The following is a 23,973-nucleotide window of genomic DNA, read 5'->3' as shown; positions in this document are numbered from 1 at the left end:
CCCCTTAATTTGGTTCATTCTTGCCGAGTGGAGACGGTTCGCTTTTGAGCGGGAATGGCGAAAGGCAGTGCTATCAGGTAAATCGAACATAAATGACAGCCCAATCCATCCCATACAGCGATCGTGGCTGATCGGCGGGCTATGGTACCGTTGTTCTATCTGTATCGCCCCCTTCGCCGCGCGCCCGCAGGTGAAAAGTGTAAATGTCACAGTGCGCGAAAATAATCCTCCACAGCACGAAGCATGCTCGAGAAGCCCTTGCCTTGCGAGTAGATTAGCGGCCGATCGCCACGATGAGTCCGTATAAAGTCTGTTGCTGCATGCTTGGCCGACAACCACGTCATCACGAAAAGATCACTGTTTTCTGCGAGGGCGCGGAGGCGGGCGCTACCGCCGTGATCGGCATTGATATCGACCGTCACTTTCGGGCAAATTTCTTCCAACGCCGCTTTGGCCTGACGGCTTGAGGATTCCGTCAGGGAATAAATAGCGATGCGCATCCCAGCTATCTTGGTCGCTACGCTTTCGTCCGCCGGGATGAACTCGGTTGCCGGCGATACAGGCAGCGCCCAGCCGAGTTCGGTTGACAATGAGGTGACAGCTATCAGTTGCAGCCGCGTCAAGCGGCCCAGAATAGGCGCTATACGGGCTAGGATGCGGTGGAGAAACGCCTCGCGCGCTTCCGAATCGGGGGCGCCCGTATTCATGAAGCTCTCGACGAGCTCCAAGACCCAATAGATCATGTCGACACCAAAGCCATCGCCGGCGATCTCGTCGATGTCAGCGATCAGATCGTGGTAGGCTTTCTGATTGAGTCCGGCGGCGAGAAGCGCCTCGACCAGCACCTGGCTCGACTCATAAATCGTCGCGCCGCGCGCGCCGTCGAGCGCGAAGAGGGTCAGCAACCCGCCACAGAGCGGCGACAGCGCTGCTCTGGGGAAGTCTTCATCGCGCTGCAGCCACGCAACGAGATACGGCAAGGCCTGCGTCGTACGCTCCGCGGCAAGCGAATCGCCCTGAGTCTTCTCGAGCGCCGCGACGAAGGCGCTTACAGCAACCGGATCGGCTGTCGATGCTCCGATCTCCCATTCATCCTTGCCGCGCCGCGCGACCTCGAGTGCATCGGTGAATGCCGGATCGGCTGCGCGGTCGAGCCACGCGACCCAAGACGTTGGAGGCGCAGAGCTGGCGAGTTCCTCGGTCGCCTGCACGATCGGCCGGAACGGCATCGTTTCACGCAGTAGCGTTAGTTCTTCAGTGCTGAGGCGCGCCAACGCCGTCATGGCGTCCGCCAGAAGATCCACGCTGTCGACCGCGTCGACTTGGATCAGCGCGTCTCGCGCCGCATCGATGGGTGCCGCAATGTCCACCTTCTGCAGCGCGGCGGCAGCTTTGGCCGGTAGCAGGTTCGCAATCCAGCCAAGCTGCGAGGCCTGGTCCGCAAGTGCCGCACGCAGGTCTTGCCGGCCAGGATCATCAAGAACCTCCAGACCTAGAAGGCGCCATCCCCCTTCCCGCAAAACTGACGGCGGAGCGGTAATCCGCATTGATTGCACGAAGCCCTGCACGTCTTGGGCATACACCGCGCGCGTGTCCGCAACATTCTCGGCGTTAAAGGAAGCGGCGATTTGCGATCGATACAGCGCCTCCAAGAGGATCGCGGTGATCGCAGGGGTTCGGCGCGCGACGCACAGGCTTGAAAATTCGGCGAGCGCGACGATGGACTCCCAATCCTCGAAGGTCGCGAGCAGTTGAACCTCGAGGAATTTGACGTTGAGTGCATCAAGGCGAAGTTCGCTGCGCAGCCGCTCGAGGATCACGGTAGCCGCATCGCGGCGACCGACGTTGAGATAATCTTGGAACCGCGCCAGCAGCCAACTGGTCGGAACCGGTGCCGAGCGCTGCAATTCAGGCGCGCGCGCAAGCGTATCGCGCGCGCGCAAAACTGCGCGCAACGCGGCGATGCGAGCACGACTATCGGCGGGTAAACGCATGATTGCAGTGACGGCGGGCGCGGCGAGTTGGAGGCGGGCACCGACTGGATCGGTAACGGCGAACGGCTCCGGCACGCCGTCGAACCCCGTGAGCGTCGGTCCGGCGAAGGCCAGCAGAACGGGCTTGAGCCGCCGCCAGTCCGATATGGTCGACGCCGCAACGTCGATCTGCATTGATCCAGCGCTGTCGATGACGGGAACCAGCGCCCCGGGAAACGTCTCGGATACCAACGACTGGGTCACATCCGCGCACAGCGTCGCGATGTCCGTGCTCGCGCCCGCCCACGGCTGAAGCGGGGTGATATCCGCCAGCACGGCCCGCGCCGCGCCGAGGTCGCTGCCGATCATTCCATTTGGCCTTCCCAGCGCGATTCAAGTTCGATCGATTGCTCGGCGACCGCTGCCGGATCGGTCCGCAGCACGAGATGTTCGCCGTTGATCGAAATGCCGTTGAGCGTCAGGTTCATCGAACCGCTCAGGAAATAATCAGAGCCGAGCAGGCCCTTGGCATGGAAGCTCTTCTCCACGGTCCATTTGATCTGGTTGCCGTAGCGCGCCTTGAGGGTATGAAGTCGAGCGATGAAATAGTCATTGTGGCCGTCGGCGCGGATCACCAGCCGGAGTTTGACGCCGCGAGCGAGCAAGGCGCGGAGCACTTGAGACAAACGGATTGGCGTGGCCGGCCAATCCGGCTCGAGGGCTGCGAACTCGCGCGCAGAATTGTCGATGATCTCGACATCGCTGATCCAGGCGAAAAACAGCCACAGCTTCGGGCTCGGGTGGATGAGTTCGGCGACGAACAGGCTTTGAAACAGGTCGCGCACCGCGCGCGACTGCGCTGGTCCATGAAGATCGCGTGAGGGATACAGCATCAGACCTGCTCCCTCAGCGTCAACGTGGTGAAGATTCTGCCGTCCGCGCGCTCGACGCGTTCTATGGCAGGGAAGAATTGTAGCACACCGACGCTGACGGGCGTCGCCGCGAGCCGGACGAGCGCAGCGCGAAACAGTCGTGCCTCACCGCCATCGGTGACAAGCCGCGCCGTGCCTTGGCCTTCGAAGGCGGTCGCAAGTTGCGTTTCCCAATCGACATCGCTGAACGCGATCGTCGCGATAGTTCGGCTTAGTAGGAGATGGCGGACAACGGCGGGATCGGTCGAACGGGTCTGGCGGAACGGATTATAGGACTGGAGTACGCGCTGGCGCACTTCATTGGCACGCGGCCAGAGCAAGCTGGTGATCGCCGAAAGGATTGTCACATGACCGATCGCCGCCGCGGGCAGCGTCGCGACTAGGAACGCACGAACGGCGGTTGCCAGCGTGGCGTCGCGACTTGCGATATAAGCATATTCGCGCAAGCCGATAGCGATGCCGAACCGGTTCTGGGTCACGTCCCAATGGGTTTGAAGATCGAGCAGCAACCTGTCGAGTTGGGGGCCCGAGCCGGCACGCAACAGGCGATTGTTGAGTGAAACCGAAAGCGCATGGCTGAGATCGATGCCGCCGCGCTGCGCGAGCGTGTGCGAGAGCGTTCGCCACAATATCGCGCGCTCGCTGTGCGAGTTCGTCGCCCGAAGCAGCGCGACCTGGTCACTAATCGCGGCATCGCCGATGCTGAGTGTCAGGATTTCGCGCAAGCTGCCATCGACGAGTTCGAGATCGCTAGGCGCCAGCGCCGCGTCGATCGCAGAGAAGAACAGGCGAGGTTCAGAAGCAAAGCGGTCCGCGAAAGCTTCGAGGACGCCGGCGCCGCCAAGCGTCGTTTCGCTGATCCAAACGCTTGCAATATCGGATGTGGCATCGTCGCGAATGTCGACGAGAAGCGTGTCAACGGTAGCCTGTCGCGGCGCCGCGGCGATGCACGCCTGCAGCATTGCCTCGCCGAGTGTTTCGAGGATCAGCCGGCGAAGCCAAGCGCTGAACATCGCGGGATCGACCGTAACCAGTTGCGCGGCAAGCGCGCGCAGTCGGTCCCGGATGATCGGACGGCCAAGTTGCAGGAGAAGTGCCTGCTGCAAACGCCCTCCTCCGCCCGCCCCACCGGCGCCGGCCGGATGCCCGCCACTTCCGCCTGTACCGTCGTCGGCGCCTTCATCGTCGGCATCGCCATCTTGTGTGTCGTCGCTATCCGGCGGCGTTGGGGGCATCGCGCCGAACACCTCGTCCATGACGGTGCGGAACACCCCTTCGATCCTGTCGTCGTCGAGGAGATCGGCGATCGTCTCGGCAAGCGGCCGATCATTGGCCGCGGCATCGGCAAGCAGCGCTGACAAGAGGAACTGGACCAGCCATTCGCGCTGAAACTGGTTGAGATCGTCGGGTAACTCGGTGTCGAGCCGGATCAGGTCGCGGATATAGGCGAGCTTGCTGGCCGCTAGGACATCGGGCGGCAAGCGGTCGCCATTCAGCATTTCGACATGCGGCAACGCCAGATCGAGCCTGAATCCATCAACTTCGAGTTCGAATCCGACAGCGGCGGGCCGATCGTCATCGCTGGTGATGGTCAGCGTGACCGGAAAATCGTCCTGAAGTGTCCGAACATTCGCTTGCGCAGTCCCGGCGAAGCGCCGGACATTAACGCTCGAGCGGAACCGGTGCAGATGGAAATCAATCGCGCGAACATGGTGGCGCCACTCCGACCGTGTCGGCACCGGCACGCCGAGCGCATCGCCATTGGCGACGATGTCGGATTGCCAGACGAGGCGGGCATTGCTGCTCGGCAGCGCTTCGGTCCGGGCGGCCTGTTCGAGGCGGACGGTCCAAGGTCGAAAGACCAGCAACGGCGGTCCGCCGACGTGGTCGTTGAGACTGCCGGTGAAGCTGCCGACAAATTCATGCTCGAGCGCGTAGTCGCTGATCCGGCGGGTCTGCTCCGAAAATGCGGGGTCGACCGGGATCCAGTGCGACAGCGCGCCGCGCTCATGCGCAAAACGGCGGGTGACGCGCCCCGGCACGAATTGATTGAGTGCCTGGAGGATCGGCATCTGCTCGACCCGCTCCTCGTGATTGACGGTGGCGGGCGGGATGATGACCCGCACTTCGGGCAGGCTCAGGTCGCTGAACAGATTGCGTGGAACGAAGTCGGGCAGCGGATGGTGGTCGACCTGCAGATCGAGCGTCGCGCCGGCGTTGGGGATCGCCAATTGCCAGTTGCGGAACAGTCGACGCACCAGCGTGGGCACCGCCTCGAGCAGCAGCGAGCGTGGCGCTTCCCACAGCAAAGTGTCGGCCGCCGCACGGTCGATCCCAAGCGCGCCCATGAGGTAGGCTCGCAGGTCGTCGATGGTTGCTGCGTCGCCTTGCACCAGCTCGGTCAGCTTGGCGCGGGTGCGATCGAGGACCGCGCGCTCGGCGGGACTTGCTTGCGGCAACGGACGGCTGAGGAGGTTCCACTGCCAGGCCTTTTCATAACCGGCGGTGGTCGCCGCCAGCCAGTCGAACAGCGCGAACACTGCCTGGATCTTCATCACATAGGGATTGCGGATCGGGAGATGTTGCGGCTCGAGCGATGGGTCGAAAAGATGTTCGAACGCCTGGTAGAATGCGCGGTCGCGACCATAGTCTGAGAGGACGGTTAGCGTGATCGGGCGCATCGCGCGGTCGCGGCCGGCGCGTCCCTTGCGCTGCAGGAACGACGCCATGCCGCGCGGCGCCTTGTGCTGGATGACGGCGCCGACCAGCGGGTCGTTAAATCCGACCTCGAGTGCGGCGGTCGCTACAACGATATTGGCCGATTGATTGACGCCCGCGTCCTGCGAAGTGGTCCGGCCAACGACCAGGCGGCGATCGAGTGGGTGGCCAATATCCTCGCAGATCCGCCAGCGCTGGCCCTCGACATCGCGCACCGCGGCGTCCGGTCCTGCTCTGCGGATATTTGCCAAGGGCATTCGCGCCGCGTCAGGCCGACCGAAAATCGTGAAGGCTTCGGCGTCGCGCAGGTCGTCATAAAGGCGATTGGTGACATCAAGGTCGTCAGTGAACAGGAATGCGCGCCGACCAAAGGCACCGGATGTGTTGGACACCCCGGGCGGATCGAGCAGTCGGGGCAACAGCATCGAGGTCTGGATCGTCGTCGAGAGCAATGATGCACGCGACGCCGGGTCGCCGCGCAGCAGAATCTGATATTCGGCGCCTTGTTCCTCAAATTCTTCGAGCGTTGGGGTGATCTCAACCACGTCGTCCAAGTCCGCGCCGGTCAGGTCAGAGAAGAAGCGTGCGGCATCGCCCAGCGTGGCGGACAGACCGACCCAGGAGATCGGCGCGGCCAGCAAATGCCGCCATCGCCGCAGCGTTAGTGCGGCTTGTGCGCCGGTTCCGCCCTCATAGGTGTGGACCTCGTCGAGCAGGGCAAGCAACGGCTTGCGCGTCGCCGGAAGCCCCACGCCGAACAGGCCGCGCATCCAGTGATCGGACAGTCTCTGGTTCAATATCTCAGTCGTCGTGAACAGGATGTCGGGCGGATTTCGTTGCAGCCGGGTCCGGGTCAGAACGATCTGGTCTTCCCCAATCGCTTGTCCGCAGCCCGGCTGGACACAGGTCAGCCGTTCTGTACCCGCCGCAATATCGACGCCGCGCCAGACGAGTTCGCTGTCGCAGCGTGGACAACGAATCCAGGGACAGACGAAGTCCTCGCCGCGTCGAACCCAGCTCTTGTCGATCAGTTCCTGCCGGGTCGCGCGGGTCGGGGTCTTGCCAAATAGGGCGCCGATGATGAGCGGTCGGCGCCCGTACGCGGCGAGCGTCTGATCGATGTTCCGCGCCATACGGAACGCCTCGGCGAACTGGTCCTTGAGCAGTTCGATCCGTGGGTAGATGGCGATCGCCTTCACCCAATGGTCGGATCCAATCGCCTCGCCGATGCGGATCATGCCGGGCAGGTAGAAGGCGATGGTCTTGCCGCTGCCGGTGCCCGCGGTGACGATTGTGCCGCCATCGTCCGTGGCAGCCGATAGACGTAGCGCCGCGCGCTCCTGAAAGCCGGCCAACTTCATGCCGTCGCGCGCAGTCAGCCCCCGCCACAAATCCTGACGCAATTGTGACTCGCCCAGCACGGATGCGTGCTCGGCGAGGATATCGGCGGGCAGACGCTGCCGCTTCGGAAAGCGTCGCGGCCGGCAATCAACCCGGAAGTCGGCGACGAGCGATGGCGCGCCTTGCCAGGGCTTGTTGGGAAAGAGTTGCCGGTTGGCGGCCAGCAACCGCATCATTTCAGCAAAGCGTGAGCGAATTCGAACGTCGCCGCCAACGCTCGGCATCTCGAAGATCAGCTTGGCGTCGATCAATTCCTCGACGAGGTCCTGCCCGTCGGTGCCATTGACGCCGGCCGCTTCGCAGACCTGATCGCCGAGATCGAGGGCTTCGTCCTCGCTCAGCGCGCCGTCGGTGAATCCCCATTTGAGGGAGCGCATCTCAATGGCTTCGATGCGGTCTAGTACCGCGAGGGCGTGATCTGACACGGGCATGATCTTGCCTACCGCAGTTTGATGCGGAACGCGTCGAGCAGTTTATGGCCCTCAAGCCACGTCTGCACTTCGGACGTATAGGCGGTGAGCAGCGCGTCGCTGCTGGCCGCCGCGCGGATGAACGTGACGACGCTCGGCGGAATATCGGTGGCGGCAAGCGATTTCCAAGCCGTCTCGTGCTGCTCGACAAGAGTGTCGAGGCTCGTGATCGCCCCTTTTGGGTCGGCCGGCAGACCTGCGCCAAAGGCGGCCACATCAATCCGAATCTGGCGAATCCTCGCGACGCTTACCCGAAACTGCGGCACCTGGCCGAGCGCGCTCAGGACGTCATCGGCGCCAAAGGCCGCGCGCTTGTCGACATAAGCGCTCCATGCCGCACTCGCCGCCTTGTGGCCTGCACTTACGATGCCGTTCAGCCGGTCGACAAAGGCATGCTTGATGTCGAACGGCGGGTCGTTGACCTTTGCGGGGTCTTCCTTGATCGCCTCGCGGAGCATGCGGGCCTTCTCGGCATAGCCCAGGCCATCGCCTGGCTCGAAATCGACCGGCACACCGGCATCGGCGAGCGCGCTCAGTGTCTCGCGCAGCCCCTTCATCAACAGCGACGCAGATTCAAACTGTTTCGCGCGCGTGCCAAACAGGTCGGCTTCGTCGGCAGTGTTTTTGAGCTTCTGATACGTGTTGATCTTGGTTGCGAGCGCGGCGGCGCGGTCAAGCAGCATCGGCTTGATTCCCGTCGGCCGCGGCCATCGCGGTCAGGTCGGTTTCGATCGCGGCGAGCGACGTGTCGATCTGTTCGAGACTGGCCGCCACCGCTCCATGCTTGGCGTCGAGACTCTCACTGTTGGCGCCAATATTGTTATCGACCGTATCGAGAAAGGCCAGTGCCGCAGTGACTAGACCTGTCCCCGCATCGACCGCACCGCGCCGGCCACGACCGAAATGCGGGAGCGCAGCGATAGCATCGCCTTCGCCGCCAAGGGCGCGTGCAGCAGCCAGTGAGTCATCGAAATACACGGTCTTGAAGCGCTCGAGAGCGTCCGCCAGACCGCGTCCGGTATTGCTCGTTCCGATACCTGCGTCGGCGACGGCCTGCTGTGCAGCGTCGAGCGCGGTCACGATGCCATTGCGAGTCGCGGTCGCACCGAAGGCAGCTTCCATCGATTCGAGCCACGACTTGCGGACCGCCATCTCAGATTCTGCTGCCACGGGCAGAGCGTCCCTGACGTCTCGATAGAGTTTGGCGAGATCCTGCGTGTCGCCCTCGGATGGCTGCAGGCGCAATTGCCATTTGGCCTGACGAAAGTCGCGGATGGGGCCGAGGATGCGCCCGGGGTTGAGCATCGCACCGGCGCGACCGCCCTTCATGCTCGACATCTGGGATTGCGCGATACCGACCAGCTTTTCCCGTTGCCGCGTCAGCTTGTCGTAAAGTGCCTTCATCTCGGGCGCGGTACTTGCGCACTCGCTTGCCCATTGCGTGCTGAACGCGGCGTCGATCATGTCCGCGATCTTCGCATCGGGCTTGATCTTCCCGCCGATCGCGGCGCCGACACAGAGCAGTTCGACGGCGGCGGCCGCCTGATTCCACTGCGACGTCGGTTGGCAAATATCGCGCAACTGCGCCTCGACACTCCTCGCCCAGATTTCCACGCAATCAAGGAAGGCGCCGAGCATCTTCTCACCATCAGGAAATTCCCAGCGGAACTGATCCTTGCTGGCGCGCAGCACACCTTGGAGCGCCGCGGCCGCCGTCTCGGCCTGCACCAGATCGCCCGGGATCACGAGCTTCACTTGCAGGTCGGTGCGTACCTGGGTCGTTTGGCGATCGAAGCTGATACTCGCAGTCTGGAACGCCTTGCCGGTCCGACCGACGAAACTCGCCTTCGCGAGACCGACCATATCCCAGTCGATGGCATTGGAGACCGCCGAATAGACCAGCAATCTGAGATTGTTGGCAACGGACTGTTCAAGCCCCTGCCCGCCGATCCATTGCTCGATCAGCAAATCTTCCTTGCTGGCAGCGCTGCGTTGCGGTGCCTCCGGCGTCGGTGTTTCGGCGGTTGGCTGGCTTGGCTTAGCCGCATCGGCGCCCGGAATTTCTGGAACCTCGAACGCCGCGCGCAGGCGTTCGTCGAGATTGGCGATGGTGCCGGTGCCGTCATAGAGTTCGAGAAAGGCTGTCCAGCGGTGGTAATTTTGCGGGTTGCGATTGCGCAGGTCGGCCTGTGCGACGGCGGGCAGCGTGGTAATACCGCCGAGCTTTTCGAGCAGCTTGAACGGAGGAAACGTGCCGATAGCAATCTCGGGTCCGAAATTGTCGAGCACCTCGACCAAAAGGTCGTTTTGCAGGATGCGTGGGTTGAGGCGTTCCGGCATCGAGTCCTTGTCGGCCCGCGACGCTGCAATCCACAATGCTTTCGGCGTGAACGGGTAAAGGCCGTAGCCATCAACCTCGCCAAAGGTCGCATGGCACTCGTTCTGGTGGACGCACGTCTCGCATTTCGAGCGCGGACTCTCGCCGGGCGCGGCCGTCTCGCTCCACTGCTCGATGCCATCGCGGCCCACACGAACGGCGTTGAGATAGCGGGATGTGAACTGACTGAGCGATGCTTGTGTGACGGAGCGCCCCTCCGCCCGGCCGGCGGAGCGGTCCATGTCGACGATATGGGTCGTGCGCATATAGGCGGTTTCGGCAACGCTCTGGAAAAAGCCCGTGGTGACCGCGATCGCTGTTCGCATCTTGCACTGGCGATCGTCGCCCTGCGAGGTGATCGCTTGCAGCAGCGCCCGGTCGATACCCTGGAGCCGAGCGAATTCCTCGACGAGCAGGACAAGCTCCTGGCCTTGCGATTTGAGATAAGTGCGCAAGCGTGTCATCAACTCTTCGACCCGGTCGCCTGAAAAGCTCAAGGTCCGCGCAACGGCGCGATCGAGATTGCGATTGATGATCCGGATGGCGAGCGGGAGATGGACGGTCGAATCTATCTCGATGAGGTCGATGGCGTCGCGCGCTAGGCGCGAAGCCTGCGCAAAGTCCATCCCGCCGAGCGGCAAGTCGCCCTCGACGAAGACGCGGCGTTGATCGGGACGATCCCTGGCGTTCGACGGCGCGAAGATGTGATCGACGATCTCGGCGATAACCGTGTTGTCGCCGAGGAAATGTGCTTTGCGCATATGCGGATCTTGGAACAGGTCGGGCAGGCTGCTCACCAGCCCTTCCTCGATCTCATCGGCGTCGTTGGGTAAGACCTCCTCGCGGATCGCTTGCGCGAGGTCGTTGAGCAACTGCTGCTTCTGGTCCGCCCGGCTCTGCGTTCCATCGCCCGCCGACTGCAATGTCTCGAGGAAGCTCGCCTGCTGGTCGGCAGGCAATTCGGCGATGATCATTTTGACGATGGCGCGCAGCGACGTCCCCGACTTGCGCACGACCAGAACGACACGGTCCTTCGTCGGCTTGATATTGAGCCGCATCCAGTGGACCAGATGCGACTTGCCAGAGCCGGTCTCGCCGAGGATCGCCGCCAGCGCATGCGGCCGGTCCTCCCGCAAAAAGTCCGCGAGAAAAGCCGGTGGAGTCATGTCTGCCCACGAGGCTTCGCCGATCTCCTGGAACGATTTGCCGACCTGTGGGCTGACCTTGAGATCCCAGTCGCTGTGGACCGCGCGGAACAGGCTATCGCTGATATGCTCGGCGAAAGGATTAATGACCTGCCGGACGGCGCCGGGATCCCAGCAAAGGAAGTTCCGCATCATGCGGCTTCTCGCAGCGCGATGCGGCTGACACGACCTTCACGCGACCCGAAGTCGAGAATGCGGCCCGGCGCGTCGGCAACGGTCGCCATCGTCAGGCGCTGGCGGTCCGCGAGGCGCTGAAGGGCGAGACTGGTCGTGATCGACAGGCGCTTGTCTAAGTCGGCGAGCGGGGCGAGCCGCATCGCCTCGAAATCCTGGCGAACGCTACCGGTCTCAAAGACCGGAAAGATCGCCGCCAACCGCGTCATGAATTGCTCGACCGGAAGGTCGTTTCCTTCGGCAAAGATGGCAGGCAGCGCGCTTTCGATCGCCTTGACCGGGTCGGGAATGACGCGGCGCGATGTGACATCCTCAGCATCGCTGCCGCCGCCGACGATGGTGGCAAAGCCAAGATACCGCGCCCAGTACAGGAAGTTCTGGTAGCGATTGAGCGAAGTCAATTCGGTCTTAGGCGCCTGATCGCCGATCTGAGCCTTCAAGCTGTTTTGCGGCGCGTCGGAAAAATTCATTGGGCGCAGCGGGCTGGAACTGAGAAACCAGGAGAGCGCAACCATGAAGCCTGCTTGCTGGGTTTCAGATGCGCGGGCCGGATCAAACAAAGTGCGACGCATGAACGCCAGGAAAAAGGCCTCGCTGGCCCTGCCTTTCTTCCCGCCGCCGCGGGCATCGGCGGTCAATCGCAGCTTATCCTCAACCTCTTCAACCAAGCCGATCCGCTTCGCTTCGGCCAGAGTGTTGCTGAACAACGTCGTGGTGGACTCGCCGTCGTCGTCGGCGCCGCGCCCGCTGAGTGACGGCGGCGTCGCCCACGCCTCGATCCGGTCTCTCACTTCGCCATTCTCGCTATCGAATAACGCAGCGTAAATCGCGAACAATCGACTCGGAACAGCTTGGGCAGTAGTGACAATACTCATTGCGCCACCCTTGCATTAAATTCGTCGAGCGTCAGCGTCCGACCACCAAATACATCCTTCAATCTACGTCCGTCCGGTGCTGGCTGATCGAGCGGAGCAAGGAAGATGCGAGGATTGTCGGCACGCGGCGCGAGATTCTGTGGTTGCAGTGTTTGCCGGTCGCCGACCATGACAAGTTCAGGACCGCGCGGGAGCCGCGACAAGGCCAGCGATGACAGATCGCTAACGAAGAATGCCGTTTTCTCTGCAAACTTCAGCACGCGGTCCATGTCGAACGGCTGCGGCCCGAGCGTGATGAGCTTGGCGAGCCGTGCTTGCGCCAGGCGTTGCAATGTGTCGCCAAGCCGGCGTGAGGCATTGCGTGCCAAATCGCCTGGCTCGTAGCTGACCAAAAGACGGAGATTGCGATCGAATAAATTTGCGACAAGCGGATCGAGCGGATCTGTCCAGGGTCCGCGCGGTTCGCCGACCGCTACGCTGTTAAGGCGGCAAGCCTTGTCAGCGCGGCACTTGCTGCAGCGGCTACAGGTCCGCCCGACCCGGTTCGCACCGTACAGATCTTCGAGGATAGCGGCTGGACAGCGATCATTGCGCAGATAGTCGCGCATCAGGTCGAGATTGCGTTTGGCGGCAAGCCAGCCGACCCGGCGCACGGGTTCTATGAGCGACTGCCACAAGCCCAGTTCGAGATGGTGATCGTCGATGATCTCGATCTCGAGCCAGTCCCCCTCCTGCTCGATTCGCGGATAGGGCGTGCCGAGCAGCCGCAATATGCCGGCCCGCGCCATCAAGGCGACGGTGCGCAGGTTCCAGTCGGTATTGGCATCTCCGAACATGTCGATGTCGCGCTCGTCGGTGCCGGGGCGCCCATCGATCCGCACGGCGAAGCGTTTGCGACCGAGGCTGGCCTTGCCAGCGAACATGGCTTTCCAGCGGTGGAACCCACGATCGATACTGATGACCTGCTGCGCGTTGATGCGCTCGGCGATGGCGACGTCCTTGCCCGTGGGCACGATCAGCGAAAGCGCGGCCTTGCCGTCACGGCCGCCGCGGCCGACCTCCTGATAGAACCGGTCGAGCGTTTCAGGCACACAGGCATGGATGACGCTGCGGGCATGGCCATAGTCGATGCCGAGCCCAAACGCCGATGTTCCAACCACGATATCTAGCGACCCGTCGCGCCATTGGCCGACAATCTCTTCACGCTCGGCACGCCCAGTCTTACCGTGGAGTTTGCGCACCCGGCGAAAGCCCGCCTCGACGAGCCGCGCGTGCCAAGCATTCGCGGCGGCAACTTCGGTGACATAGAGCACCGCCGGTCGCGGCACATGATGCAGCGCCTCGAGGACCTGGGCAACGCGGCTTGCCTCGTTGGTCGACGGAGCGATCCAATAATCCGGTTCGGGCCGCAACTGAACCGCCGCCAGGCTTTCAAAATTGCTTTCGGCGCCGAAGAGCGAGCGCAAGGTTTCAAGCGAGGAGTCTGTGAGTGTTGCCGACAGCATGATCGTGCGCAGCGCCTGGCCAGCCGGCGACGCCGACAGAAGTTCGCGCCGCAGCCCGCTCAGTTCCTGGAACTCGGTGCGGAAGCCCGTGCCCCACTGATCGACGAGATGAGCCTCGTCGATCACCATGGCCCTGAGCAGCCCCGCCTCGGCAGCCCGCCGCAAGGGATCGCGCAGACGGCCGCACGCGGCTTCAGGCGACGCGAAACACAGTCCCTGCGTGCCGTCCGCGATGCTCTCGGCGATGATATTGTTCTGGACGTCGTTTCCGCCCTGAAAGGCAAGCGGCGGCGACAGGCCGCAGACACTGACCGCCTCCTGTTCGTGATTGACGCCGAGCGCTACGGTCGGAACGATCACCAAAGTGACGCCACGGTTTACCGCTTGGTCGGCCCCAACGAACCCGACGGTCTGGACCAACTGGAAAATCATGCTTTTGCCCTCGCCGGTCGGCAGCGCGACGACGAGGCTTCCGCCGGCGGGGGTCGAGAGCGCGGCCCGCACGGCGGCGCGCTGCCCGCGACTGCGATAAGAGGTGCGACCGACCGCGCCGAGCAAGGGATCGCCTTCGCAGCCAGCGTTGTTAAACTCGCGGCGCGTGGCCTCGGACGCGGCAAAAGTTTCGACGCCGTCGGCAGGATTTGCGAGCCATGCTGGTGTCCAGGGCTGCAGAGTTACCAGCCTCGCTTCGCCGGCGACCGTGGTGCGCAGCCCGACCGCATCCCAAGCGGCGAACCCGTCGAAGCGCGGGTGCGACACCAGCACGGCGGGCGTCACCATCGCGCCGCGCCGGACATGCTCATGGGTCATCGCTTGGCGCAACAGAACAGCGAGATCGAGGCCACTTGCCAAACGGGCGGGGTCGACGAGCGCCTTGCGCAACCGCTCGATCGCCGGCGACTCGGCTTGCCAATCGACCCCGCTATCGGTGCGATCGAGCAGATGGCTCAGCGCGACAAAGGCGTCATGGCCGTCACGTTCAGCCATGCGAGGACCTCGCGCGTGTCCCGCCGAGGATAAAACACCCCATGGCGTCGAGCCGGATCGCGGGCGATGCAATGCTGGGGAGGATCGATTCGATGAGCGCGATATCGTCGCGCGCCATCGTGTCGCCGGCCGATTGGCGGCGCTGGAGGCGGTTCCGGCGCCGCTGCAGATCGCTCGCTGCCAGCGTCGTGGCCGCTGTGATCGCGTCGAGTACGGAAGGTTGCTCAGACAAGGTCTGGCGCGCGCCGTCCCGCACGAGGCGGCAGACCGCAGGAAACGCAGCCGGATCGATATAGTCGGCGAGGATATGTGGCCGGCTGCTGAGATTGAGGTCCGCGCTTGGGCCTTTGACGTGCCCATTATAGGGTTTCGACAGGACGGCGAGCAGTGCCGGATCGGTGACCGCATCGCCATTGATGTCGATGAACAGGACCTGCTCGGTCTGCGCAAAATAACGCTGCGCGCGGCGGGATGCGGCAAGTTCGGCGCGCGACGGCGCGAGCAGATCGGCCATCTCGAGGCTGGGCTCGATGGTGAAGCAAAGCTTGAACCCGATCCAAGCGTCGCCCTGCCAGTCCGCGACCGGGCGATAAGTGACGAACGCCGTCCCGCGATCGTCCCAGCGCGTGAAACGCGCCAGCACATCGATGAGCGGCGTGCCTGGCCGCAGCAGAGTCACGGCGGTCCGGCGTGTCGCGATCCGCCGCTTCCAACTCAGCGGCTGGCTATCGTCGAGTTCGAGTAGTTGTTGCCACGGCAAACGCGGGATCAAGGTTTGCTTGGTGATGCCGAGCTTGAACGGGTCTTCCTCGGGCCACGTAAACGGCCGTTTTTTGAGCTGGAGCGTACCGATCAGCCACTGGTCGACGCTGGCCTCGAGCGCAGCCTCGTCGGCTTCGGCGTCGTCCAGAGACTGGATGAAGGCTTCGACGGGCTCCTCCGCCAGTGCGATCCGGTCGAGCGCATATTGCTCGTCCTGCGACTTGCGTTCTTCGGCGATCTGGCTCCTGATCTCCTCGGCCAACTCGACCAAGGCCTCGGGCCCGGTGATCAGCAAGGCGTCGAGCGCGCGCGTCTCGAAATCCTCGAGCAGAAATTGCACGTCGCTGATCGAGCGGTGGAAGATCGACAGTCCGTCCGCGAGCAGGGTCTGCCACGCGGAGAAGGCGCTTTCGTCTTCGTCGGAGGGAAGCAGGATCCGGTGACGGATGATCCCCTGGCGCCGTCCGTAGCGGTCGAGGCGACCGATACGCTGTTCGATCCGAGCCGCGCTGAGTGGCAAATCGAGATGCACGATCGCATCGGCGAAGCTGAGATTAAGGCCTTCTTCGGCGGTCCGATCGACGATGAGCACCGCGGAGCCGGGAGCGTTTGCGAACGCCGCCACGCCTTCTTCGTCGTCATCCACTGCCTCGCCGTCCTCGATGAGCAGCAGACAGGGCGTGTCGCCGAGCGCGTCTTCGAGCGCTTCGTGGAAAGCCGCCGCCAGCGCAGTCGCGGTGGCGAACACCGCGATCTTTGGATGATCGACGTCAGCCCGCAAAGTCTTGATCAGGCGCCGCACGCTTTCGACCATCGTCCCGATGCGGTCGGCATCATCATAGTCATCGGCCTGCTCGCGGAGCACGCCGAGGATTTCGGCTTCACCTGCAAAAATGGGGGCGACGTCGGCAAGCCAGGCGCGCAGTGCGTCGGCGCCTTCGGACACCGCGCCAAGAAGGTCGCGATAGCGGGCAGCAAGCGGCGTCGGCCCGGTATCACCGTCGACCAAAGAGTCCACCGCGGCCGACCGCCAGTCCTCGATCGTGCCAAGTACCGCCGCCAAGTCGTCGCTCGGATCACCTTCGGTGCGGACGTGAGCCATGGCGCCGCCATCGGGACCGCGGGGCCGGAACTCCCAGCCCTGTGCGTCTGCGCGGCGCGAGCGGATCAGGCGCTGGTGGATGCGATAGCTGTCGGCGACATGCTCCTTGAGCGCGCCACACAAGGTGACGAGCCGTTCGGGGGCTTCGCGCGTGGCATCGATCAACTGCGGTGCCAGATCCTGGACGACGGGATCTTCGGGAAAGCTGCGGACAAGCTCGGCACCGCGCTGACGCAACACGATCCCTGATGCGTCTGGATCGAGGCTGAGCAGCAAGCGGCCGATCGCGCGGCGCTGCTCGAGTTTCAGGCGGAACCCGTCGAGATCGTCGAGCGGATGGGTCAGGGGATCGAGCAGATTGAGCAAAGCCAAGAACCGGCTTTCTTCCCCGAGCGGCGGTGTGGCGGACAGCAGCAACAACACTGGCACGTCATGGGCAAGTTCGCGCAGCCGCGCGGCCGATGCCGCAAGCGGTCCAACCTCGAACCCAACCAAATGATGCGCCTCGTCGACAACTAGAACATCGGGTGTTCGCGTGACCTGCGCAATCTCGGCATGAGAGCAGCATTCGAAAGGACCGCCGAACTGATCGAGGCGGAGCTTTTCGGAGAGTTCGCGTCGCCACTGCTGACACAGCGCCGACGGGGTCGCAATCAGCACCTCGGTGTTGGGATTGTCGATCAGATGCTGGCGGATGATAAGCCCGGCCTCGATTGTCTTTCCCAGCCCGACCTCGTCGGCGAGAAGATAGCGCTGGATCGGATCGCTGAGTACGCGGCGCACCGCTGCGACCTGGTGCGGCACGAAGTCGATCCCGGCCGAGAGCAGCGACGTCAGACCTTGAGCCGCACTGGTGAGGGTTCGAAGCGGCGTCAGCGCCGCCTGTCGGCGGTCGTGGAGATATTGGCTTTCCGCGCCGCCGGCGGCCAGCATTTCAGCGGGATCCTCGGGTGCGTTCCACGGCCGGACGAACAAGTCGATCTCGCTGAAATCCTTTTGCTTCCCGTTGGGGAAGCGGACCTCATAAGTGACAAGGCCATTTTCCTGCTGGAGATAGTCGCTGATGCGGCCGACCCGCATACGCTCGTCGTCGAGAACGTAGGCCCGGGTCTGGGGGCTTAAATAGGCACGGACGACCGCACCTACCTCGCACTCGATATCTTCGCTGCGCTGGATCGAGTGGAAGATCGAGACGACACAGCGGCCCTCGGCCGCAGATTGCAGCTTCCCGACGCCCTTTTGCCCGGGCAATTCGACGAGCATCCCCCTGAACAGGCTCTTTTCCCCCAATGGGCGATTCCCCACAATCGCTCCGTTAGGGACATCTTACTGACAGAGGGTTGAGAACCAACCAAAAACGGTAGCGTTACTCGTCCACTCTAGTCCGATGTTCTTGCCAGCCCTTCATGCGCAATTCGCAAGCAGGGCAGGTCCCGCATCCATACCCCCAGGAATGCAGCACGTCACGGACGCCCATGTAACAGGTGTGCGTCGTCGTCCGAATGAGATCCACGAACTCTGTTCCACCAATATTCTCGGCCATCCGCCAAGTCGCCGCCTTGTTGATCCACATCAGCGGCGTATGGAGAACCTGCCGGCTCCCCATGCCCAAATTCAGGGTCACTTGTAGCGATTTCAGCGTGTCGTCGCGGCAGTCGGGATACCCCGAATAGTCAGTTTCGCACATGCCGCCGATCAAATGGCGGAGATGACGCCGATACCCCAGCGCAGCAGCGAGGGTGAAGAAGAGCAGATTGCGCCCCGGCACAAAGGTGTTGGGCAAACCATCTTCGCGCATTGCCATCTCGGCACCGCTCGTAAGCGCCGTGTCGCTAATTTGCCCGAGGATCGAGAGATCAAGCATATGGTCCGCGCCGAGGCGCGCGGCCCATTCCGGCTTGATCGCCGCGACCTTTTCACGAAACTCGTCGCGGCATTCAAGTTCAACGCGGTGGCGCTGGCCATAGTCAAACCCCACCGTTTCTACGGTGTCGAAATTGTCGAGCGCCCAGGCGAGGCAGGTCGCGCTGTCCTGTCCGCCAGAGAAAAGGACGAGGGCACCGCGGTCGTTCATGCGGCAACCTCTTCGCCCCAAAAGGTACAGGTCTCGCCGCTGGAATCTCGAAAGACGCTGACGCGGTGAAGATTGGCGATCGCGGGGTGGAGGCGGTCCCAGATCCAGCGAGAGAGATTTTCCATCGTGGCCGGTCCGAGATCGTTGATCTCGTCGAGAAAACGGTGATCAAGGGCGTCGCGGGCATTCTCGATCATCTGTTCCAGAACGCCCAAATCGACGACCATACCGGTGACCGGATCAGGCCGGCCGCGTACGGTGACCTCCGCTCGGTAGCTGTGGCCGTGGATGCGCCGGCTGGATTCCGTCTGGATCGACCGGTCGAGCGTGTGCGCGGCATCGAAACGAAATTGTTTGCTGAGTTCGAACATCAGCGAATTCCGATCATCTTGTGCGACTGGAGCGAGAGGCGCCAGCGTGGGTTGTCGGTACAATAGGCGATTGTCGCGGCGAGATTGTCGGCAGCTTCGGGGGCATCCATCGGCTGCAGGAAGAAATGGGTAAAATCGAGATGTTCGAACTGCTCCGGCCGCGCCGTGGCCTGCGGATATACGAGCTTGATTTCGTCGCCCCCCTTTAGGCGCAGAACGGCGTCGGCCTTCGGCGATACGCAAATCCAGTCGATGCCGGCAGGCGCCGCCTGCGTGCCGTTGGTCTCGACGCCGATCTCAAACCCGCGTTCGTGCAGGGCTTCGACGAGCGCGTCGTCGACCTGCAGCAAAGGCTCTCCGCCGGTCAGCACGATGTAACGGCCTACGGAGCCCTCACCCCACGCCTCTTCGACGGCCTCTACCAGCGCGGCCGCGTCAGCGAAGCGTCCACCGCCGGTTCCGTCGATGCCGACGAAATCGGTATCGCAGAATCTACATACCGATGAGGCGCGATCCTGTTCGCGCCCGGACCAGAGATTACAGCCCGAAAATCGGCAGAACACCGCGGCGCGGCCGCTCTGAGCGCCCTCACCCTGGAGTGTTTTGAAGATTTCCTTGACCGCGTAACTCATGCCGCACCCTCGCTCGGTTCCAGCAGGGGTGCGGGAGCAGGCTTGCGCCGCTGCCTCTGGTCGGCCTTCACGATGCCAACGAGATAATGTTTGAGGAGCGCAACGTCGCGATTGACGTTTTGCAGAGATTTCCAGCGCCGCGTTTCGTCGTCGAAATGCCAGTCGCCCTCGGTCCATGCCGTCCGGCCTTGGAGACAGAGCAGGCCCTCGTAGAAGTCGTCGACCGATCGTGCGTCGGCACGCTCGGCGAGAACTTCCATCACGTCGCCCATCGCCTGAATGCCGACGCCGTGCAGAAGGCGCGAACTCGCAGGCGTTTGGCCGTGCCAGGCTTCGGGGAAGACTCGCTTCACCGCGTCGAAAAAATTCGAGATGAGCCGGACGCAATTGTCGCCGCCTTTGGCGGCGTGGCTGACATCGCGCAGCACTCCATTGTTGAGCGATTCCATGATGATCTTCTGCATCACCGTGTCCGAGATGATACCCTCCGGCCATGTATGCTGCTTGATATAGCCTTTAAGCGCGGTCGTCTCGAAGTTGAGACGCCCGGTAAGCTCGGCCGCTTCGGACCGCCGGCTGAGACGCGCCGGAAGATCGTCGACCGTGGGGAGCAGCTCATAGATCAAGGACTTGGGAAGCGGTTTGCTGTTGTTGATCAGCACAAACTGACGTCGCAGCTCGGCTTCGTCACGGCAGATCAGCGCCGACACAAAGACCTGAAAATCGCGGTCGAGCTCGGCCAGCGCGGACAGCCGCTGCTGCCCATCGACGACGAAGCCAGGAGCGCCGTCGCTCATGTCGATCGACAGACGGGCGATCCCGCCAGCCATATGCTCGACCTCGACCCCTGCAATGAAGGCGACGACGATCGGGTTGGGAAGAACGGAGTTGGGCTTTTCAAGATAGTCGCGGATCTCGCGGATGTGCGCCGCGACTTGCGGGCGCTGGAAGCCGCTGAGTTCCCCTTGCGCATCGCGGCCGATGCGGTCGATCGTCGCGAAGCGCAGCACATCGGCCGCGCGCGCGGCAAAGCTGAGGACGACATGCTCATGGCTCTGCTGCGCACAGACGGCGTTGAAGATCATCGGGTCGAATAACGGCACGCTTGAGATCCAGTCTTTCAATATGGTTTTTGTAAACGGCGAGATTGTGGATGCCGCGGCGCTTGTTGCGATTGCTACCGCGGAAGATGACGACGTCGATCGATGCGTCACGGCAAATGGCGCACGAGCATTGCTTCCAAGGCTGCTCGGTCAGCGTCCGTCGGTAACGATCTGCTAGCAAAGTCAGTGCCGGACTGTCCGCGCAATCGGCATAAGGCCGCTCCTCGACGAGCGGCGCGCTGTAGACGAGGACATTGTGAAGGACCTCATCCAGCCCTGCCTGACCACGGTCGAAGGCGCGAAGCGAGCCAAGCGCCAGCGCTTCGAGGCGCACCAACTCCTCGGCGCGAACCTGACCCTTTTTGACGGCGCGCTGAAGCTTTGGATTCTCGATGGCCTGTGGCACGCGGATCGACGTAAAGTAGCGCAGCGCCAGATCTTCGCCGGGTAGATAGTAATTTTGCTTCGCGTCCTTGAACGCCCGGATGAGGGGTGATGTCGTATCGAAACTTGCGATATCGAAGCCATGGAAGCTGTCGATATCGTCGGCCTTGGCGAAACCCAGAATATGGAGGCGCGTGCTCTCTGGCACGGCTTCGCGGATCGCGGACAGACAGCGCTTGATGTCGGGCGACTTTAGCGGGACCATCCCGCCCAATGCCAGATAATCGTAGCCCATCGCCACCAGGCGCCGTGCCGCTTCGGCCATGCTGCCCGGTGACCAGCCCTGAACTACACCGAGCGGGGTGAAGCCGGCGCCCATCGCCGAGGCTTCGCGGCGAAAGGCTTCGGCATTTTCGAGGGTGATGTCGAAGCGTTGGCGCGCATCTGCGGTGCCGCCATTCATCGCAACTAACTGCGCGTCGAAATCGAAGATGATATGGTCGACCGAGCAGCCGTGGGTGAAGCCGCATTCGTCGTAAAATTCAGCCATTTCCAATGGGGTGTAGGGCGGCTTTTCCTCTTGGACATAAGTGAAGGCGCCACAATCTCCGAAAATATCGAGGTCGGCGAATTCGGGCGTGTCGAGCCGGAGAAATTTCCGCACGCCGACCAGGCTGAAACGGCGAGCCTGGCTCGCAGTATATTTGCCCTTCACGCGGTGATCGCCGACGATGCCGCGCGACACGAGCACGCCGTCGTACGGCGCATATCCCATTATTTCATGCGGAAAGGCGTCGTCCCAATAAGGCTGGCGATCGGCCGCGCTGCGATCGCCGAGGAAATCGAAGGCGGGATCGACATAATCGAGACTGTCGGCGAAAATGAACTTCATGACGCGGTCCGCGCCAGATCGCGCTCAAGCCGGATCAGATGGTCGGTGAGGCGAGCGATGTCCTGCGAGGTCGACTGAACCTTGTTCCAGTCCACCCCGAGACCTTCCCATGTGCCCTCGGTCCAATGGCAGTGCGGTGCAAGCCGGGCCAAGATGGTTCGAAGCATTGCCCGCTTGTCGGGCACGCCGTCGAGCTTCAGCATCAACGGGTCCATCAATGCGCCCATGGCGCGAATACCCGCCGAGTGCATCAGGCGGCTGTTCACCGGCGCCTTACCCCAAGCTTCGGGGAACGCCTCCTTTACAGCCGACCAATAGAGCAGCAGCGTGTCGTACATCGCCTCTGCATCATTGCCGCTGCCATTGCCCTTGAACTGACCGAGCGCGCCGGCCGACGTCTTGAGGCTGACTTTCATCGCGTCGATCAGTGCGTTGTCGGTGACGATACCCGAACGATCGGACTCGCGCTTGATCAACCCAAAGAAGGGCGAATTGGGATCGGTATTGAGCGCCTCGCAGAGAACGCTCGGCAATTGACGCGCGGCTAGATCCCGGGGAAGCAACACGCTCACTTCGGGGAGCAACTCGTTGATGAGCCGCGTCGGAAGTGGTTTCGCCTTATTGACGAGAATGAACTGCTCGCGCTGCGTTTCGAGTTCGTCTGAGACGAAGCCGATCACGGGTACCGCTATCGAATGGTCCTTTGCCGCAGCTAGAGCGAGCGAGCGCTGCTGGCCGTCGACAATCCAGGCAGCGCGGCGACCCTCGGGATAGATCGGGATGGTCAGCGTCCCGGCATCTCCCACTTCGCACATATTGCCGGGCGACCGGCCGCGCGCCGAGGCGAAGTCGACTTCGGGAGCGAGCGCGAGGATCACCGCGTTCGGGAACAGCACTGGCCCGCTGTCGAGAAAGGCCGTGATCTGGTTCACATGCTCGCGGATCTCGCGCCGCTGAAAGCCTTTGAGTTCATGGTCTTCACGGCGGATGCGGCTGATGTCTGCAATGCGGTGGATGTCGGCCCCAAACAAGAAGAACGCGAAGACCGCCACGCCTTCGCCCTGCTCTGCGCGCACGGCGCGTATCTTCAAGGTTTCGCGCGCGCTCACTTTTTGGTCTCCCGAACGCGGCGTGCGAGCGCGGCAAAGCGCGACTGCTCACAGGCAATCTCGAGTTCGTCGCGAAAATAGCGAAGCAGTCGCGACGCACTTCCCCCGGCGCTTTCCCAATGCTCGGCAATAAGCTTGAGCATGGTGTCGTCGTCGTGGCGCGCGCGATCGAATTTCTGAGCCCCGCGCCACGAACCGATCGCCGAACATACGGCCGCAACATCAGAGTCCAATGAAGCTTGCGGAGCGGTCCCGCGGCCCATGGCAACGAAGTGCGCGAGCGCTCGCGACGCAAAATCGTTCAGTGTGCCGCGACACGGACTGTCGGGCCCATCGAGACGATCGTCATAAGGCATCCGGAGCGGGCGAAGAGCGTCGGGCATGCGGGTCGCAGGCGATGCTGTGAATATACGGACGCGAGAGAGGTCGTTGGACGGAAGCGCGATCAGTTCGGGCGCCAGCATCTCAATATACGCCTCGGATAAGGCGATGAGCAAAGGCCCCGACTGGCCACGCATCAACTCTTCAAGCGAATGCGAGAGGTGCGACGACCTCGACAAGGCCCGCCACCATGACGCGATCGAGAAATTGCCATCGACTCGCGACTGAATGCCATCATCGGCGCCGACCAGCACTGTGCAGCCATAGGCCGGAATCGGGCTGGAGGATTCGACCAACCCGAGCCCGGCAGACACGATGATCAGCTTTGCATCGATGACGGCCGCCGCCGCGCGTGCTTCTTGAAAGCTGCGACCACAGTAAACGTCCGACGCGGGAAGGCAGGAGGGCGCATTCGCGAGACGCCCTACCCAGTCACTAGCAAGATCTTGCAATGGAGCACGGGGAAGCGAGGACATGTGCAGGCTAGGCGGGATTGGCAGACGCTTGCGGTTGGTACAGCTGGTAATCACAAGCGTCACAAAATAT

The 23,973-nt window shown here is 62.7% G+C and carries 15 protein-coding genes; all 15 read right to left on the bottom strand.

Annotated features, from left to right (window positions below; genetic code table 11):
• Positions 1-206: 206 nt before the first annotated feature.
• The gene (gene dpdD, locus SC1_RS07035) at positions 207-2,342 is read right to left on the bottom strand and encodes a protein DpdD (protein WP_062179398.1); all 2,136 of its coding nucleotides are present in this window, start codon (positions 2,340-2,342) and stop codon (positions 207-209) included.
• On the bottom strand, positions 2,339-2,866 hold the full coding sequence (dpdK, locus tag SC1_RS07030; protein ID WP_062179395.1) for a phospholipase D-like domain-containing protein DpdK: 528 nt from the start codon (positions 2,864-2,866) through the stop codon (positions 2,339-2,341). The genes dpdD and dpdK overlap by 4 nt, the downstream gene beginning before the upstream one ends.
• Positions 2,866-7,449, bottom strand: coding sequence for a protein DpdJ (dpdJ, locus tag SC1_RS07025; protein ID WP_238586603.1), 4,584 nt, complete (start codon positions 7,447-7,449; stop codon positions 2,866-2,868). The genes dpdK and dpdJ overlap by 1 nt, the downstream gene beginning before the upstream one ends.
• A 14-nt stretch (positions 7,450-7,463) precedes the next feature.
• Positions 7,464-8,177 (bottom strand): hypothetical protein, encoded by a 714-nt coding sequence (locus tag SC1_RS07020; RefSeq protein ID WP_062179389.1) that lies wholly within the window; start codon positions 8,175-8,177, stop codon positions 7,464-7,466.
• Positions 8,167-11,208, bottom strand: coding sequence for a protein DpdH (dpdH, locus tag SC1_RS07015; RefSeq protein WP_193749124.1), 3,042 nt, complete (start codon positions 11,206-11,208; stop codon positions 8,167-8,169). The genes SC1_RS07020 and dpdH overlap by 11 nt, the downstream gene beginning before the upstream one ends.
• On the bottom strand, positions 11,208-12,125 hold the full coding sequence (gene dpdG / locus SC1_RS07010) for a protein DpdG (protein WP_152682323.1): 918 nt from the start codon (positions 12,123-12,125) through the stop codon (positions 11,208-11,210). Before dpdG ends, dpdH begins: the two co-directional genes overlap by 1 nt.
• Entirely contained in the window at positions 12,122-14,617 is a 2,496-nt protein-coding gene (dpdF, locus tag SC1_RS07005) for a protein DpdF (RefSeq protein WP_062179380.1), read from the bottom strand. Before dpdF ends, dpdG begins: the two co-directional genes overlap by 4 nt.
• Positions 14,610-17,786, bottom strand: coding sequence for a protein DpdE (dpdE, locus tag SC1_RS07000; RefSeq protein ID WP_152682322.1), 3,177 nt, complete (start codon positions 17,784-17,786; stop codon positions 14,610-14,612). The genes dpdF and dpdE overlap by 8 nt, the downstream gene beginning before the upstream one ends.
• 61 nt (positions 17,787-17,847) lie before the next feature.
• Positions 17,848-18,555, bottom strand: a complete 708-nt coding sequence (gene queC, locus SC1_RS06995; RefSeq protein ID WP_062179374.1) for a 7-cyano-7-deazaguanine synthase QueC — start codon at positions 18,553-18,555, stop codon at positions 17,848-17,850.
• Positions 18,552-18,926 carry a 6-carboxytetrahydropterin synthase gene (locus SC1_RS06990; RefSeq protein WP_062179371.1) on the bottom strand — a complete coding sequence of 125 codons (375 nt, stop codon included), beginning with the start codon at positions 18,924-18,926 and terminating at the stop codon, positions 18,552-18,554. Before SC1_RS06990 ends, queC begins: the two co-directional genes overlap by 4 nt.
• Complete coding sequence (gene queE / locus SC1_RS06985) at positions 18,926-19,558, bottom strand: 7-carboxy-7-deazaguanine synthase (RefSeq protein ID WP_062179368.1); 633 nt, start codon at positions 19,556-19,558, stop codon at positions 18,926-18,928. Before queE ends, SC1_RS06990 begins: the two co-directional genes overlap by 1 nt.
• Positions 19,555-20,661, bottom strand: a complete 1,107-nt coding sequence (dbpB, locus tag SC1_RS06980) for a DGQHR domain-containing protein DpdB (protein WP_238586602.1) — start codon at positions 20,659-20,661, stop codon at positions 19,555-19,557. Before dbpB (SC1_RS06980) ends, queE begins: the two co-directional genes overlap by 4 nt.
• A complete protein-coding gene (gene dpdA / locus SC1_RS06975) occupies positions 20,606-21,937 on the bottom strand; it encodes a tRNA-guanine transglycosylase DpdA (protein ID WP_062179362.1) in 1,332 nt (443 codons plus the stop codon). The genes dbpB (SC1_RS06980) and dpdA overlap by 56 nt, the downstream gene beginning before the upstream one ends.
• Positions 21,934-23,046 (bottom strand): DGQHR domain-containing protein DpdB, encoded by a 1,113-nt coding sequence (gene dbpB, locus SC1_RS06970; protein ID WP_062179358.1) that lies wholly within the window; start codon positions 23,044-23,046, stop codon positions 21,934-21,936. The genes dpdA and dbpB (SC1_RS06970) overlap by 4 nt, the downstream gene beginning before the upstream one ends.
• Positions 23,043-23,741 carry a hypothetical protein gene (locus SC1_RS06965; protein ID WP_152682321.1) on the bottom strand — a complete coding sequence of 233 codons (699 nt, stop codon included), beginning with the start codon at positions 23,739-23,741 and terminating at the stop codon, positions 23,043-23,045. Before SC1_RS06965 ends, dbpB (SC1_RS06970) begins: the two co-directional genes overlap by 4 nt.
• Between the last annotated feature and the right edge of the window lie 232 nt (positions 23,742-23,973).

Source organism: Sphingopyxis sp. C-1 (assembly GCF_001047015.1).
Classification (GTDB): Bacteria; Pseudomonadota; Alphaproteobacteria; order Sphingomonadales; family Sphingomonadaceae; genus Sphingopyxis.
This window is presented reverse-complemented; position numbering and strand designations above follow the sequence as displayed.

Bases quoted from the DNA above. Each gene is read 5' to 3' on its own strand.
- dpdD (WP_062179398.1), bottom strand. From the start codon at position 2,342: ATGATCGGCAGCGACCTCGGCGCGGCGCGGGCCGTGCTGGCGGATATC.
- dpdK (WP_062179395.1), bottom strand. From the start codon at position 2,866: ATGCTGTATCCCTCACGCGATCTTCATGGACCAGCGCAGTCGCGCGCG.
- SC1_RS07020 (WP_062179389.1), bottom strand. From the start codon at position 8,177: ATGCTGCTTGACCGCGCCGCCGCGCTCGCAACCAAGATCAACACGTAT.
- dpdH (WP_193749124.1), bottom strand. From the start codon at position 11,208: ATGCGGAACTTCCTTTGCTGGGATCCCGGCGCCGTCCGGCAGGTCATT.
- dpdG (WP_152682323.1), bottom strand. From the start codon at position 12,125: ATGAGTATTGTCACTACTGCCCAAGCTGTTCCGAGTCGATTGTTCGCG.
- dpdF (WP_062179380.1), bottom strand. From the start codon at position 14,617: ATGGCTGAACGTGACGGCCATGACGCCTTTGTCGCGCTGAGCCATCTG.
- queC (WP_062179374.1), bottom strand. From the start codon at position 18,555: ATGAACGACCGCGGTGCCCTCGTCCTTTTCTCTGGCGGACAGGACAGC.
- SC1_RS06990 (WP_062179371.1), bottom strand. From the start codon at position 18,926: ATGTTCGAACTCAGCAAACAATTTCGTTTCGATGCCGCGCACACGCTC.
- queE (WP_062179368.1), bottom strand. From the start codon at position 19,558: ATGAGTTACGCGGTCAAGGAAATCTTCAAAACACTCCAGGGTGAGGGC.
- dpdA (WP_062179362.1), bottom strand. From the start codon at position 21,937: ATGAAGTTCATTTTCGCCGACAGTCTCGATTATGTCGATCCCGCCTTC.